Source organism: Acetobacter sp., assembly GCF_022483985.1.
Classification (GTDB): domain Bacteria; phylum Pseudomonadota; class Alphaproteobacteria; order Acetobacterales; family Acetobacteraceae; genus Acetobacter.
The window spans coordinates 166,648-181,594 of record NZ_JAKVME010000003.1 but is presented as its reverse complement, the minus strand read 5'-3'; the positions used below and the strand labels follow the sequence as shown (position 1 = coordinate 181,594).

Annotated in this window: 12 protein-coding genes and 2 tRNA genes; 6 read left to right on the top strand and 8 right to left on the bottom strand. The window is 59.1% G+C overall.

The window, feature by feature from the left end:
- The first annotated feature begins 15 nt into the window (after positions 1 to 15).
- Positions 16 to 2,187: a M1 family metallopeptidase gene (locus LKE90_RS15025; protein WP_291491515.1), complete on the top strand. Its 2,172-nt coding sequence runs from the start codon at positions 16 to 18 to the stop codon at positions 2,185 to 2,187.
- A gap of 293 nt (positions 2,188 to 2,480) precedes the next feature.
- Entirely contained in the window at positions 2,481 to 3,239 is a 759-nt protein-coding gene (locus LKE90_RS15020; protein WP_291491517.1) for a hypothetical protein, read from the top strand.
- 80 nt (positions 3,240 to 3,319) lie between these two features.
- Here the strand turns inward: LKE90_RS15020 and LKE90_RS15015 are convergent, their stop codons facing one another.
- Complete coding sequence (locus LKE90_RS15015; protein ID WP_291491518.1) at positions 3,320 to 3,616, bottom strand: YggT family protein; 297 nt, start codon at positions 3,614 to 3,616, stop codon at positions 3,320 to 3,322.
- 155 nt (positions 3,617 to 3,771) lie between these two features.
- Here LKE90_RS15015 and LKE90_RS15010 point away from each other — a divergent pair.
- The 4 genes from LKE90_RS15010 (at position 3,772) to uvrA (ending at position 8,180) form a co-directional block, all read left to right on the top strand.
- Positions 3,772 to 3,847: transfer RNA gene (locus tag LKE90_RS15010), tRNA-Ala, on the top strand.
- 244 nt (positions 3,848 to 4,091) lie between these two features.
- A complete protein-coding gene (locus LKE90_RS15005) occupies positions 4,092 to 4,517 on the top strand; it encodes a hypothetical protein (protein ID WP_291501555.1) in 426 nt (141 codons plus the stop codon).
- 216 nt (positions 4,518 to 4,733) lie between these two features.
- Positions 4,734 to 5,144: a pentapeptide repeat-containing protein gene (locus LKE90_RS15000; protein ID WP_291491520.1), complete on the top strand. Its 411-nt coding sequence runs from the start codon at positions 4,734 to 4,736 to the stop codon at positions 5,142 to 5,144.
- Positions 5,145 to 5,258: 114 nt separating this feature from the next.
- The gene (gene uvrA, locus LKE90_RS14995; RefSeq protein WP_291491521.1) at positions 5,259 to 8,180 is read left to right on the top strand and encodes an excinuclease ABC subunit UvrA; all 2,922 of its coding nucleotides are present in this window, start codon (positions 5,259 to 5,261) and stop codon (positions 8,178 to 8,180) included.
- Positions 8,181 to 8,337: 157 nt separating this feature from the next.
- Here the strand turns inward: uvrA and LKE90_RS14990 are convergent, their stop codons facing one another.
- The 7 genes from LKE90_RS14990 to LKE90_RS14960 form a co-directional block, all read right to left on the bottom strand.
- Positions 8,338 to 8,919 carry a hypothetical protein gene (locus LKE90_RS14990; RefSeq protein ID WP_291491522.1) on the bottom strand — a complete coding sequence of 194 codons (582 nt, stop codon included), beginning with the start codon at positions 8,917 to 8,919 and terminating at the stop codon, positions 8,338 to 8,340.
- Position 8,920: 1 nt separating this feature from the next.
- Entirely contained in the window at positions 8,921 to 9,358 is a 438-nt protein-coding gene (locus tag LKE90_RS14985; protein WP_291491523.1) for a hypothetical protein, read from the bottom strand.
- Positions 9,359 to 9,535: 177 nt separating this feature from the next.
- Positions 9,536 to 11,974, bottom strand: coding sequence for a helicase-related protein (locus LKE90_RS14980; protein ID WP_291491525.1), 2,439 nt, complete (start codon positions 11,972 to 11,974; stop codon positions 9,536 to 9,538).
- Between the two features lie 220 nt (positions 11,975 to 12,194).
- Positions 12,195 to 12,677 carry a DUF2501 domain-containing protein gene (locus tag LKE90_RS14975; protein ID WP_407066050.1) on the bottom strand — a complete coding sequence of 161 codons (483 nt, stop codon included), beginning with the start codon at positions 12,675 to 12,677 and terminating at the stop codon, positions 12,195 to 12,197.
- Between the two features lie 372 nt (positions 12,678 to 13,049).
- A tRNA-Lys gene (locus tag LKE90_RS14970) sits at positions 13,050 to 13,125 on the bottom strand.
- Positions 13,126 to 13,210: 85 nt separating this feature from the next.
- Positions 13,211 to 14,131 carry a ParB/RepB/Spo0J family partition protein gene (locus LKE90_RS14965; protein WP_291491527.1) on the bottom strand — a complete coding sequence of 307 codons (921 nt, stop codon included), beginning with the start codon at positions 14,129 to 14,131 and terminating at the stop codon, positions 13,211 to 13,213.
- Between the two features lie 10 nt (positions 14,132 to 14,141).
- Positions 14,142 to 14,912: a ParA family protein gene (locus LKE90_RS14960; protein ID WP_291491571.1), complete on the bottom strand. Its 771-nt coding sequence runs from the start codon at positions 14,910 to 14,912 to the stop codon at positions 14,142 to 14,144.
- Between the last annotated feature and the right edge of the window lie 35 nt (positions 14,913 to 14,947).

Genomic DNA, 14,947 nt, shown 5'->3' with positions numbered 1-14,947 from the left:
GTCAGGAGACAGCGCATGCTGAAGAAACAGTCTTCTCTCCATTTCGTTTCCGGGATTGGGCGGATGGTTCTGAAACGCGGCATGACAGGCGCGAAACGGCGGAGTTTGCGGGGAGCGCTGCTGCTGACGGCCTTCGCGTTGCCCGGTTCGCTGACGGCTCTTCACGCGGCGGACACGGGAGCGTCGTCTGCTCCGGACGCGGGCAGACTCTTCGCGCCTCTGGCCTATCCCGATGCGCCGAATGCCTATCGCTCCGGCAGTGGCCGTCGGGGACCACAGGCCTGGCAGAACAGGGCTGACTACGACATCAGGGTGACGATCGACCCGACCAACCGGACGCTGTCTGGCAGCGAGGTCATCACCTACACCAACAACAGCCCGGACCCGCTGGACGTGTTGTGGGTGCAGCTTGACCAGAACATCTACAGGGAAGGTTCCAGAGCGGATTTCGCCAACCCGGAGCGCCATGAACATCATACCGACGGCATCGCCATCGAAAGCGTGTCCATCGAGGATGATGGCCATAGCACGCCGCTGGTGCCGGTCATCTCCGATACACGGATGCAGCTTGCGCTGGCCGACCCGATGCAGAAGGGCGAGAAGCGGAAAATCCGCATTGTCTGGCATTATACCGTGCCGGGCGAGTGGGGTGGCCGCACCGCCGTTTCCCCCAGCAGGAACGGCGATATCTACGAGATCGCGCAGTTCTATCCCCGCATGGCCGTTTATGATGACATCCGGGGATGGGATACCGCGCCCTATCTCGGGCAGGAGTTCTATCTGGAATACGGCGACTTCGACTACAGCGTCACCGTGCCGTCACGTTTTGTCGTCGCGGGCTCAGGTGTGCTTGTGAACCCGTCTGAGGTGCTGACGCAGGAGCAGCGTGACCGGCTGGCGCAGGCCGCAAAAAGCGAGCAGCGGGTCATGATCCGCACTCAGGCCGAGGTCGAAACCGCACTCCAGCCTCAGCCTGAAGCGCCACCCGTGAAGAAAGGCGTCGAGCCGGACAGGAAAGCGGAGACGCCGGAACCCGCGACCAGAACATGGCATTTCCGGATGGCCAATACCCGGGATGTGGCGTTCATGGCCTCCGCCGCGTTCCTGTGGGATGCCGCGAAACTGGATCTGCCGCCTCTTTCAACCGGCAACGAGAAGGACAAACAGCCAGCGCCGCGTCTGGCCATGTCCTTCTATCCGGTTGAAGGTGTCGGCGCGCATGGATGGGACCGGTCCACGGCCTATGTGAAACATGCGATCGAGTATTTTTCGTCGCAATGGGGGCCTTACCCCTGGCCGAACGCCATCAATGCGGCAGGTCACGGCGCGAGCATGGAATATCCGGGTATCGCTTTTGAGGACGCAAAAAAGCGCGATCCCGATCTGTTCGCCATGACGACCCATGAACTGGGTCATCAGTGGTTTCCCATGATGGTCGGGTCGAATGAACGGCGTCATGCTTTCATGGATGAAGGCTTTGATACGTTCATCGACACGTTGGCATCCGCCCACTTCAATGGCGGAGAGTTCGCGCCGAAACGGGATGCGGAATACGCGCCGCAAACCGGCAAACCTGCCATTGACATCGTCACCCTGCTCAAGGACAGGGAAGCGCCTGTCCTGATGGCGCCATCGGACACGGTTTCAGAGACATACCGGCACGATCTGACCTATTTCAAATCGGCTTACGGCCTGACATTGCTGAGGGAGCAGATCCTCGGACCGGACCGTTTTGACCGGGCCTTGCGCGCCTATATCAAGGAATGGTCTTTCCATCATCCCACGCCATCAGATTTCTTCCGTTTCATGAACAGTGAGGCGGGCGAGGATCTCTCATGGTTCTGGCGTGGCTGGTATTTCAATAACTGGGCAGCCGATTACGCGGTTGGGCCGGTATCCTATGCAGGGAACGATCCCAAGAACGGAGCCATCATTCCGGTCATCAACAAGGGCCGTCTGCCTTTGCCGGTGGTTTTGCAGGTGACATGGATGGATGGCAGCTCCGCCCGCATCCGCATCCCCACGGAAGCATGGATGCAGCGAAGCCAGTTGAACGTGCAGGTTGCCGGCACCCAGTCTGTTCGTACCGCCATTCTTGATCCCGACAGGACCATTCCGGACATTGACCGTAGCAACAACAGTTTTGGAGAAATCCCGACAGCCGTGCCGGCTGCTTCCGGGCATTGAAGCAAGGCGCGGACGGCGCATCGATCACCTGTCCGCCACCTGTCCGTGATGAGATCAGGGAACGGGAGTGTTACAAAAGAGTACAGGCTGCCCGGACAAGGTCGTTATTCAGTCATAAAACTGTGGTGCATACTGCTTACATTCTGTTGCCATCCGTATGATATTTCCGGTGGCACAGTCCCGGGATGAATCCCATATGGGTCATATAGCCTTCCTTGGGTGATCCCATATCGTCTTTTGATCCCATGTTCTGTCACGCTGAAAGATCTGATCAAACTTCCTGGAGACGCGCCGTGAACATCAACCGTTTCAAGTTGCTGCAGAAGGCCGCTGCTGTTGCTGTATCCCTTTCGGTTCTTTCACCGGCATTTGCCCATCCGGGAGGTGGAGGTGGCGGTGGTGGTTTTGGCGGCGGCGGTGGATTCCATGGCGGTGGTGGCGGCCCCGGTGGAGGTTTCCATGGAGGCGGTTTCGGTGGTGGTCCGGGAGGGGGCTTCCACGGAGGCGGCCCCGGCGGAGGCTTTCATGGTGGTGGCTTTGGCGGCGGTCCCGGTGGCGGGTTTCACGGAGGGGGACGTGGCCCCGGCTGGGGAGGAGGAGGCTGGCGCGGCGGTTGGCGTGGTGGCTGGGGCGGAGCGGGCCCTGGTTGGGGCGGCGGTTGGGGTGGTCCCGGCTGGGGTTGGGGCTGGGGTGGATATCCCTCCTATTACGGCTGGGGCGGCTACCCTTACTGGGGCGGTTACGGCGGCTGGGGCTGGGGCTGGGGTTGGGGCTGGGGAGCGCCGTTCGCTTTCGGAACCCTGCTAGGACTGTCCGTTGGAGCCGCCAGCGCGGAGTCTGCCTATTCCGGTGACTATTATCAGCAGTCGGAAGGGTATGCTCAGCCTCCCGGTGATTATTCCCAAGGTTATAGCCAGCCTTATGGGAACGCCTATTACGGTGGATATCAGCAGGCTCCTGCTCCGGTTGCGACGCAGGTCCCAAGCAATGTCGTCACATGCTCTCCCGGTCTGTATTTCAACAGGCTGACTGAAAGCTGCGACCGGCAGTGATTTCTGGCCGCTGAAGACAGACAACCCCGCCGGACAGGGTCGGGCGGGGTTGTCGAAGTCATGAAACGGGAATGGAATGATTATCCCATCAGGCTGCTCATCATCTGGCGCGCCATGAAGGGCTCCACGAGATATTGCAGCACCAGCAGGACGACCAGTGGTGACAGATCGACATTCCCGAAGCTCGGGAGGATGTTCCGCAGAGGTGTCAGGACCGGCTCCACGACAGCGCCGAGAAAGCGCCCGACCTGCCAGACGATCCGGTTCCGGGTGTCGAGCACGCCGAAAGAATACAACATACTGAAAACACAGTAGATGATGATGACCGCTTCATAGAGCTTTACCACCGTCAGAAGCAGGCGCCACAGATCATACACGGGAAACCGTATCCTCTCGTAAAAACGTCAGACGCACCTTGCGCATGGAAGCGCAGACTACAGGACACCCGGAACAGAGCACAATACGTTCGGTTCCGATACAGGATAGCGCTTGACAGCTTGCCGCGTCCGGTTATCTAGTTCGGAACAAAGGCGGGGCTGTAGCTCAGATGGGAGAGCGCCTCGTTCGCAATGAGGAGGTCAGGGGTTCGATCCCCCTCAGCTCCACCAGCCGCCTTTTTATTCAATAAAATAAAATTTTGTGGGTGAGTCGTAGAACCTCGTCCTCCATGTTGTCTTTCTTGCGGACAGACATTCCGAGCGCCGTGGTGGGGGCTATAGTTCCGCTCTGGTCTAAGTGGAGTTCATTGCGGAGAATGGTGGTGAGGCGGAGTAAGGACACGATGCAATAAATTCTCTGCCAATATTTTTTTATTCTGGATGCTTTTTATAACTACATATGGGCCGAAGCTGAATGATTACGGTGAACAGATCAAACCGTATTTTTAACTATTTGGTTTTGCTGTCTTTACAGACTGCATTTGGGGTCACCGCAGCTAAGGCAGCAGATACAACGGTCTTCGTGCCATCGACATCATGTTCGACTTATCTGCACTACGCAGCCACGGACACAGCGTCTCCCACTACGTCAGAGGCGCGAAACAGGGTCATTTCGGCAATGAATATCATGAAGCCGTATATGACGGAGTTCGCCTCGCTTCATATGAAAGAACTCATGGGGCAGATCACGCTGAGTTTCTTTATGCGGACGGAGCTTGAATGCCGTAGTCATCCCGACCAGCACTTGTCCGAAGTCATCCGGAAGGTTGGCAACAGCATCGTTGATACTGTCAATGCGAGTTTAGGCCATTCAGGAAATAACACACTCAGAAAATTCTGAGCTTGTGATCCGCTCATCCAGAATGTGTTGCCGAGCCCATTGAGTGCAGCGGCTTCGTAAAGAACAGTCACGCCATATTAAGCGCCATAAATCGATGTGTCAGGTTAAGGCCCGCTCCCTCGGATATGACCGAATGAAATGCCCGCCATCAACCTCCTGTGAAGGATAATCGGCTTCTCTGTGCTGCTTCAGGCGCGCAGAGAGGATTCAGGTGCAATGCGGACGTTTTCAGGGCTCATGATGGGGCTTATGGTGCTGGCGTCACCAGTCATGGCGCAGGACTACTCCAACAACCCGACGAAAAAGAGTGGCCAGTGGGACTACTCCACCGGCAGTCAGGCCGCATCGCCCGGCGACAGTTATGAAGGTTATCCTCCCCCGCCGACGCAGGTCATCATTTCACCGGGAATGGGTGGGGGTTATGGCGGTGGTTATGCGGGCGGCACCGGGACGACAGTGCAGAGCGGGCAGTCGTCGCAGTCACAGGGACACTGGCATGGCGCCAGTCCCGGAGGCGTCGGGTGGGGCAATACCGGCGCAGGCAATGTAGGCGCAGAAAACATCGGTGCCGGGAATGTTGGAGCGGGAAATGTCGGATACGGCAATACCGGCGGCATGAGCCGATAAAGCCAGCGGGCGGAAATGATCCCGATATGTTCTTTTTGGCGGCGCAATCCCCTGTAAATCCGTGAGAAGCGCCCTATATTGTCCAGTCTGAACACAAGGACATACGACCGGACGATGACAGCCAAACCCGTTTCAGGCCCCGCCATCCGTGTGAAGGGCGCTCGCGCCCATAATCTCAAGTCCGTCGATGTGGATATTCCGCGTGATCAGATGACGGTCATCACCGGCCTGTCCGGGTCCGGCAAATCCTCGCTGGCGTTTGATACGATCTACGCGGAAGGGCAGCGACGCTACGTCGAAAGCCTGTCCGCCTATGCCCGGCAGTTTCTGGAACTGATGGGCAAACCGGACATGGACTCGATCGAAGGGCTGTCTCCGGCCATTTCCATCGAGCAGAAGACGACTTCCAAGAACCCGCGTTCGACGGTCGGAACGGTCACTGAAATCCATGACTACATGCGTCTGCTCTGGGCGCGTGCGGGTGTGCCGTATTCCCCCGCGACCGGCCTGCCGATCGAGGCACAGACGGTCAGCCAGATGGTGGATCGCGTCATGGCTATGCCGGAGGGCGCGCGGCTGATGCTGCTGGCCCCGGTCATTCGTGACCGTAAAGGCGAGTATCGCAAGGAACTGGCCGAGCTTCAGCGCAAGGGTTTTGCGCGCGTGAAAGTCGATGGTGAACTCTACGATATTGAAGATGTTCCCAATCTGAATCGTAAGCTGCGTCATACGGTCGAAGCTGTTGTGGACCGGATTGTGGTCAAGCCCGGTATTGAAAGCCGTCTGGCCGACAGTTTTGAAACGGCGCTCTCTCTGTCGGACGGGCTTGTCTATGCGGAAGAAGTGACGCGGGACAGCAAGGAGCCTGCCGAGCGCACGGTGTTTTCCTCACGGTTCGCCTGTCCTGTCAGCGGCTTTACGCTGGAAGAGATCGAGCCGCGGCTGTTCTCGTTCAACGCGCCGCAGGGAGCCTGCCCGGCCTGTGACGGTATCGGCACCGAGACTTTCTTCGATCCACGCCTGATTGTGCCGGACGAGCGACTGTCGCTGGCACAGGGAGCCGTCGCGCCCTGGCGGAATGACAAGACGCCGCTCTATGAGCAGACGCTCCAGAGTCTGGCGAAGCATCTTGATATCAGCATGGACACGGCGTGGTGTGATCTGCCGGAGGAAGCCCGTTTCGTCATTCTCGATGGAACGGATGATGACGTACACTTCGTCTATCGTGACGGCGGAAAGTCCCACACGCTGACAAAGCCATTCGAGGGCGCTGTTGCCAGTCTCCAGCGCCGCCTGCGGAATACGGACAGCATCTGGCAGAAAGAAGAGCTTTCCCGCTATCAGGCGGACAAGCCCTGTCATGTCTGCAATGGCGCACGCCTGAAACCTGAAGCTTTGTCTGTCAAGGTTGCGGGATTCAATATCGCACAGGCGTCCGATCTGGCAATCAGGGATGCTCATGACTGGTTCGAAAGCGTCCTGCCGACCCTGACGCCGCAACGTGCGGAAATTGCCCGTCGTATTCTTCGGGAAATCAATGACCGTCTGAAATTCCTTGTCGATGTAGGCTTGGATTATCTGACGCTGTCCCGTGGATCGGCGACCCTGTCGGGCGGTGAAAGCCAGCGTATCCGTCTGGCCAGTCAGATCGGGTCGGGTCTTACAGGTGTGCTGTATGTGCTGGATGAGCCTTCCATCGGGCTGCATCAGCGCGATAACGAGCGGCTTCTGGCGACGCTGCAGCGTCTGAAAGCTCTTGGAAATACCCTGATCGTTGTCGAGCATGATGAGGACGCCATCCGTAGCGCGGACTGGCTGATCGACATGGGACCGGGTGCGGGTGTGAAGGGCGGCACGGTGATCGCCAGCGGCACACCGATCGAAGTCGCGGCCTGCAAGGACAGTCTGACGGGTGCGTATCTGTCTGGCCGTAAGCGCATCGCGGTGCCGAAGGAGCGTCGCCCGATCGACCCGAAGCGATTTGTGACGGTTCGTGGTGCTACAGGCAACAATCTCAAGGATGTGACGGCCAAATTCCCGCTCGGCACTTTCACCTGCGTCACAGGTGTCTCGGGTGGCGGCAAGTCCACGCTGGTCATCGACACGCTCTACAAGACCCTCTCCCGGCGTCTGATGGGGTCGTCCCAGACGCCCGCACCATGTGAGCGGGTGGATGGACTGGAACTGCTCGACAAGATCATCGACATTAACCAGTCGCCCATCGGTCGGACGCCGCGCTCCAACCCCGCGACCTACACCGACCTGTTTACGCCAATCCGTGACTGGTTCGCGGAACTTCCGGAAAGCAAGGCGCGTGGCTACAAGCCGGGGCGCTTTTCATTCAACGTGAAAGGCGGTCGTTGCGAAGCCTGTCAGGGCGACGGCGTCATCAAGATCGAGATGCACTTCCTGCCCGATGTGTTCGTGACCTGCGATGCCTGTAAAGGTGCTCGCTATAATCGTGAAACATTGGAAGTGAAGTTCAAGGGCAAGTCGATTGCCGATGTGCTGGCGATGAGCGTGGACGAGGCATTGCCCTATTTCGAGGCGCAGACCCGTATCCGCGATCGCCTCGCCATTCTTCAGAAAGTCGGTCTTGGCTATGTCGCTCTTGGTCAGCAGGCCACCACCCTTTCCGGTGGTGAGGCGCAGCGTGTGAAGCTCTCCAAGGAACTGGCTCGACGTGCGACAGGCCGCACGATGTATATTCTTGATGAGCCCACCACGGGCTTGCACACGGAAGACGTCCGCAAGCTGCTGGAAGTTCTCCACGCGCTGGTCGATCAGGGCAATACGGTTGTGGTGATCGAGCACAATCTGGAAGTCATCAAGACCGCAGACTGGATTATCGACATCGGTCCCGAAGGCGGGAGCGGCGGCGGCGAAGTCGTGGCCGAAGGCACGCCGGAAGAGATCGTCCAGTGCAAGGCCAGCCACACAGGGTGCTTCCTCGCGCCGCTTCTGATGCAGGACGGTGAGGCTGTGCCGTCAGTGGTGAAGAAGCCTGCACGCGGGCGGAAGAAGAAGGCTGGGTGATTTAGAGGCCGTTGGGTTGGGGTTTCAAGGGCGCTGCCCTTGACCCGCAAAGGGGCGTGGCCCCTTTGATCCTGATTTGAGGATGAAGACCTTACTTCGTCGTTTTTCAGGTGATGTGCTGATAAGAAAATATTTTTCGTTTTAAACGAAGTAATGTCTACCACTCTATTGTTATAAATTCGGATTTTTCTCGACCAACATTCTTCAGGGTGTGAATTCCTGGTTCAATCCATGTGGTGTTGCCGGATAGCAGGGGTATTTTTTTAGGATTCCCTTTGTGCCAGTTATCTTCTTCTCCCGACGTTACGGTGTCCGTGAGGGTCATGTTGTTCAACGCAACGAGAAGCGTCTTGTTTCTGTCGCTCGCATCCGACAAGGATTTTGCGGGAGAAAGGTTGGTAGGAGTGATCGTAAGAGGCTGATTTTTTGTGTTAATGAATATGACAAGAATTTTTGATTTTTTCATCTCATCGGAAGAGAAATAGACTTTTTCTTGTGCTTCCACTGTGCCGTAACTGCCTTTTTGCAACGGAGTCCGGTCGTTTTTTAGGGTGTTTTTGTCGAGTGCTACCCAAACCGCACCATACTTGTTTGCTGGCTGTAAAAGATAAGGTGTATTTATAATCTGAACCGAAGCTTCGCTAGTCGTATCTGTTGCTGTGATGATCTGCGCCTGTAATGAAGCAGGACAGGCCATGATGGACAGGCCGACAACAAATGCGAAATTTGCTTTCCACATATCAGCGTTTCCTGCGATTATTTTTTACTGTTATGGTCAGAAGCGGATCTTGGGCCATGACGCCTGTTATGGCTTTCATGGCGTCTTCTGTCGTTCTTATACATCCTTGGGTAACATGATCCGGGCCGATACCTCGCCGGATGGACTTGTCAGGAACATTTGCTCTCCCGGCATGAACACCAACACCAGCATGACCATCGAAAGGCATCATACGAATGATACCGAAAGAGCCGTATTCACCATTGACCGTGTCCGCATTAGGCGCGCTGTGACGGTGCGGCGCAGTCCTGTCCTGAAAAGGAAGGCTGCCATTGGGAACAAAATGTAAGGTTGCATGGCTGTCTGTACGGTTGTTGGCGTGCCATGAGCCGACAGATTTGCCATTTTTGTCTATCAGAACCAGAGTTTCTTCTGTGCCATCGAATACAAGCTGTGACATAACATACTCTTTTTATGCATGATTATTAATTGTAATTAATGGACGCAGGTAATTTCAAGTGTATTGGAGAAATATTCTATACGAACACTACTTCAACAACCGGTTTCCAAAGGCATCGCCTTTGGTGGGGGCCGGGGCAAAGCCCCGCCCTCGCCCCGGCACAACACTCCTCCGATCTTACCGGCGTTCTTTCTGTTTCCGCGTCCGGCTCTGCTGCCGCAGCACGCTTTCGATCCACTCGTTGAGCTTGCGGGTGGTGTCTTCGGCTGACTCCAGATCCGGATAGGTCTCCGGGAACCGCAGCGCCAGCCAGCGCCATGCGACGAGCCGCTTGTGGCGCTTCTCGGCGCGCTCAAGCTCTTCCCGGCCCGCCCGGTCGGGCGGTGGGAGGCGGCCGGTGCCCGGCGGCGGGATACGCGCTCCGGCGGCGTGCTCGGCGGCCCAGCCGACAAGACGGCTGATGCCGTTGTCGCGGTCATCGACGGGACACATGGCGTAGGTCCAGCGCTGGGTGAGATCGAGCCCTTCCACGCCTTCCAGAGCTGACGCAATGGCGAAGGGCTGCTCCATATCCGACAGACGGTAGTTGGGGTCGTCATGACGAAGCACGGCGCGGCGGATGCGGGCCAGCACGCCGTAGAGGCTGTCGGAGCCGATTTCCGTGGCGATGGCGCGAACGATATCGGCGTCCGGTTGCACGAGCGGGCGGAGTTCGTCGGGCGGGATCGGATCGGCGTTGAGATGATCGCGGATAAAGCGCGGAGTGCCAGCGTCGGCCAGCACGGCGACAATGCCTTCCTCATGCTTGCCGTAGCGGCCCGCGCGGCCACCGATCTGCTTGACCTCCTGAATGGATAGATCGCGGGTCTGACGACCGTCGAACTTTCTGAGAGCGGCGAACACCACGCGACGGATGGAGAGATTGAGCCCCATGCCGATGGCATCTGTGGCGATCAGGATATCAGCGGCTCCCGAGTTGAAGCGCTGGGCTTCGGCGCGGCGGACTTCCGGGCTGAGTGCGCCATAGACGACGGCGACGCGACGACCGCGCTCCATCAGGGCAGCGCGCAGATCCAGCACTTCACGACGGGAGAAGGCGATGAGGGCATCGCCGGCCTTCAGTTCGTTGAGGCGAACGGGAGCCGATGCAGCTTTGAGTGGGCTTTTGCGCTGGAGGGAGATTTCATCAATCGGGTCGCCGCAGAGTTCGGCAATGCGGCGCACCATCGGAATACATTCTGGCGCGCCAAGGATGTAAAGATGCCGGGCGGGCGCTCCCATGATCGCGGCGGTCCAGGCGGCGCCACGGTCGGGGTCGAAGAGCATCTGTGCTTCGTCGATGATGGCGACATCGACGGGATTGAAGAACGGGCACATCTCGACGGTTGCCGCGAGATGCTTGCTGCCTTCCACGATCATCCGCTCTTCGCCGGTGGAGAGTGACGCTTCCACGCCACGGGCCGCCAGCGCTTCGCGGAACTCGTGGGCGAGGAGACGCAGCGGAGCCAGCGCAAGACCGCTCTCGGCCTTCGCCAGAGCGTCGAGCGCCGTGTGGGACTTGCCGCTGTTGGTGGGGCCTGTGACGAGCGTGATGCGGCGATCAAGGGCGCGGGCAGTGCGGAAGTGGGCGGCGTAACGATCAAGGGCCGCCACGCGGGCGATGACCGAGTTGGCGACGTGCTTTCCGACTTTTGGCGGTTCCGGAAGCTGTGCATCCCGCCGTCCGTCACGGTCGCGGCCACGCTTCTCCTTACGGTCGAAAAACTCCTCGCTGATGCGCCGCCACTCGGGCAGGGCAGGGCGCAGAGCGATCAGTTCGTTGGGGTCGAACTCCCACAACTCCTGCCCGTCTTTCTGGAGTATGCGACGAGCGACGGGAATGCGGTTTTCGGCGATCCAGCGCAGAGCCTCGCGGTGCGAGCAGCGCAGGATTGCGGGGACTTCCTGAAAGCGGACGAGACTGCTTTCCCATTCCTCCAGACGTTTTTCTTCGCTCTCCCGACGCGCCCGGGCGGTCTGCTCGATGGAGGCTTCCTGACGGGCGCGGGCTTCTTCCGCTTCCTGTGCCCGACCGACAAAGCGATCACGGTCGGAGACGTTGAAGGCGTCGGCGATGGCGTCGGCCAGTCGTGCGGTCTGGCCTGCGGAAAGGATACGCCCGGTGTCGAGCAGGTCGGCCTGCATGCCTGCGAGCGCTTCTTTCGGGGTGTCGCCCAGTTCATGGAAACGCGTCGCCATGACGGGCTTGAGGGCCGCGAAAAGATCGTCGTCCGTGGCGTCGGGGTTTTCGACGGCGTTGGCCGCCTGTTCCATGTCTTCGCGCGAGATCCAGATACGTCCGTCGCGGCGGGTCTGGTCCATCAGACGGGAGGCCCAGCGTTTGCGTCTGACGGCGCATAGGGCGCTGATGAAGACCTCGTCCGGCACGTCCTGCGCACCGGGTGCCAGGGCGCGTCCGATGCGCCTGAGAAGGGCTGGTTCTTCCCGTGGTTCAATGGAGAGCGCCGTGCGGGCCAGAGCGGTCTGGAGAGCGGCTCTGGCGGGCGAGGTCGTCTCCGGAAGAGCGGAGGCGAGGGAGAGCGTATTGGTCGGGCGGGAGCCGCTGGGCGCATTCATGGCGCTGATTGTGCGCGATCCGCCGCACGCGAACAATAGCCGACACAAGGCCGGGGTGTGACGTTTTGCCGAAAACAGATGGGTCGCTGTGAAAGCGGAACAGTGGTGGCGGGAAAGCGGCGTGGTCGGGCGAGAAGCTGCGCGGGTGCCGGATACAAAAAAACCGACCGGATTGCTCCGGTCGGTTCTCGTGGGTGGCTGCTCTCTACCGTCAGCGAACTTACTGGAGCTCCTGACCCTTTTTGGTCAGGTCGCTGCACAGTTTGACGCGTTTGGACTTGTCGAGTGTGGCGATATCGAACGGTGTCGATGTGGCGTTGGCCAGCAGACCCTGTCCGCCGAGCGAGTAATTCTGGTCGTTCTTCACGTCGGCGCGCTTCGCCAGCTTGCGGGCGACGCTGCGGGATGTCGTGCCGTTCACATATTTCTTGTGAATGCAGTAGGAAAGCAGGCCTGCGACATTGCCGGGGGTGGCGTTGTCGATGGATGGCAGTCCGTCTTCACCGAGAGCGCCCGGAGTTGCTGCTGTGGTCGCGCCGGTGACGCCTTTCACCACCTGCGCGCCCTGTGTGGGCGCGGAAGCTGCGTTTGCAGGGTTGGTTACGGGCAGGGCGCCGTTTGGCACCGTCGACAGGGTTGTGCCGGCCGGGAGCTGCTGGGCCGCCGTCTGGGCATGGGCTGCGCTGACTGATGCGAGTGCCATGCCGAACGAGGCGACGAGAGCGATATGCCGTGATGCGAACATGAAAACCTCTTGCAGATAATGCGGCCTGTTTCTATGTGCCCGGATCAGCGTATTGTTTTTGGTTCAGATCACAGGCACAGGTCGCTGTCATATGCTCAAACACTGTGGCGTATGAAAAGTTTCTTGGCGACCGAGCAATCACCATCTGACAATTTCGTGTAATTCTGCTGCCGGAGTCTGAAAGCCCGGGATGCCACGCTCTGTTGTGAAGGTTATTATGGAGAGCGGCTTATATGCCTTTGCCCACGACGCTCAGGCGTGGTTCTTCAATTCAGAACGCGGCCATACGGCATGCTCAGAAAAATATTTTTGAAGTGTGGGGAGAAATCCTGGTGGGCGCACAAGGGCTCGAACCTTGGACCCGCTGATTAAGAGTCAGCTGCTCTACCAACTGAGCTATGCGCCCAGGATTTCCAGTTCCAGACCCGCAGGCTTGGAATAAGGCGGGCTTTTAACAGCCGTTCCGTTCCAGTGCAAGCGTTGAATCGCACTTATCTGTTAAGAAGTGCGAGCAGCCCATCAAGCTGATCCAGTGTGCGGTAGGAAAAGCGGAGCGTGCCGCCCTTGCCATCGAACTGGATCTGGACCGGAAGCCCGAGTTTCGCCGTGAGATCGCGTTCTAGCATGGCGATTTCGGGATCGCGCCGCTCCCGCACTGCCTTCTGCTGCACTGGGTGGGCTGCGTCTTTGAGGGCTTTCTGTGCGAGCGCTTCGGTCTGTCGGACCGACAGATCCCGTGCAATGACGTCCTTTGCCGCCGCTACGGGGTTCGGATGAGCCAGAAGCGCTCTGGCATGGCCCGCCGAGAGGCGACCTTCCACGACATCCGAGCGGAGCGCTGCGGGGAGTCGCAGAAGCCGCAGGGTGTTGGTGATGTGCGGGCGGGATTTGCCGATGGCCCGCGCCAGCTCGTCCTGTGTGAGGCGATAATCCTCGATCAGACGGCTGAACCCTTCGGCTTCTTCCATCGGATTGAGATCGGCGCGCTGGAGGTTCTCCACGAGAGCGGCGGCCATGGCGTCCGTGTCGTCGAGCTCTCGGACCAGGACCGGCACATCATGCAGCCCGGCCTGCTGGGCCGCCCGCCACCGCCGCTCGCCACCGATGATCTGGTAGGTCCCCGGCTTGTCGGGGTGCGGGCGGGCCAGAAGCGGCTGAAGAATGCCGCGGACACGGATTGATTCCGCGAGCTCGCTCAGCGCTTCCGGGGCGAAGTTCTGACGGGGCTGAAAGGGACTGGGCTCCAGAGATTCGACAGGCAATGAAGAAACGCCGTTGCGTGCCGTCTGGGGAGCGGCTGTTTCGCCAGCACCTGTGGTGGCTGTTACTTCTGCCGCTTCAGGCTGTTCACCCAGAAGCGCGGCGAGGCCGCGACCAAGGCGTGGACGGGCGGGGGATTTCTTCGTGCTCACGCTCTGAACCTCAGTTGCTCGTGTTTTCAAGGCGGTTGCGCAGTTCAAGTGCAAGAGCCGTGTAGGACGTCGCACCGCTGGAACGCGGGTCATAGGTCATGACGGGAGTGCCGTGACTCTGGGCTTCGGAGATGCGGATATTGCGCGGGATGATGGTTTCCATGACAGCCTCGCCGAAGAAACTGCGGGCGTCGGCCGCGACGAGTTCGGAGAGATTATTGCGGCGATCATACATTGTCAGGACAATGCCTGTAGTCCTGAGCGCCGGATTGAACTGCTTTTTGACCTTCTCGATCGTGCGGGTCAGATGACTGATGCCTTCAAGCGCGAAAAACTCACACTGCAACGGCGCAATGACACCATCGGCGGCCACGAGCGCGTTGAGAGTCAGAAGGCCGAGGCTCGGCGGGCAGTCGATGATGATGTAATCCGTAGAGCCCGCCAGAGACCTGAGGGCCGATTTCAGCCGCTGTTCCCGCTCATCTTCGGCGATCAGTTCGATCTCCGCGCCGACAAGTTCGGTGCTGGCCGAGATTACGCTCAGATTGTCGATGTCGGTCTTCTGCACCAGCGAGGCAGCATCAGCCTCACCCATGAGCAGGGTGTAGGAGCCGTGTTTGCGGGCGTTATATTCCACGCCGATTCCGGTTGAGGCATTGCCCTGCGGGTCGAGATCAATCAGCACAACCCTCTGCCCGCTCTGGGCAAGGGCTGCTGCAAGGTTGATGGCGGTCGTTGTTTTGCCCACACCGCCCTTCTGGTTGGCGACGGCAAGGGTAATGGGCTGGGCCGATCCACGTGCCGGATGCGCGGCTT

Bases quoted from the DNA above. Each gene is read 5' to 3' on its own strand.
- LKE90_RS14990 (WP_291491522.1), bottom strand. From the start codon at position 8,919: ATGTGGAAAGCAAATTTCGCATTTGTTGTCGGCCTGTCCATCATGGCC.
- LKE90_RS14985 (WP_291491523.1), bottom strand. From the start codon at position 9,358: ATGTCACAGCTTGTATTCGATGGCACAGAAGAAACTCTGGTTCTGATA.
- uvrA (WP_291491521.1), top strand. From the start codon at position 5,259: ATGACAGCCAAACCCGTTTCAGGCCCCGCCATCCGTGTGAAGGGCGCT.
- LKE90_RS14980 (WP_291491525.1), bottom strand. From the start codon at position 11,974: ATGAATGCGCCCAGCGGCTCCCGCCCGACCAATACGCTCTCCCTCGCC.
- LKE90_RS14975 (WP_407066050.1), bottom strand. From the start codon at position 12,677: ATGGCACTCGCATCAGTCAGCGCAGCCCATGCCCAGACGGCGGCCCAG.
- LKE90_RS15005 (WP_291501555.1), top strand. From the start codon at position 4,092: ATGATTACGGTGAACAGATCAAACCGTATTTTTAACTATTTGGTTTTG.
- LKE90_RS15000 (WP_291491520.1), top strand. From the start codon at position 4,734: ATGCGGACGTTTTCAGGGCTCATGATGGGGCTTATGGTGCTGGCGTCA.
- LKE90_RS15025 (WP_291491515.1), top strand. From the start codon at position 16: ATGCTGAAGAAACAGTCTTCTCTCCATTTCGTTTCCGGGATTGGGCGG.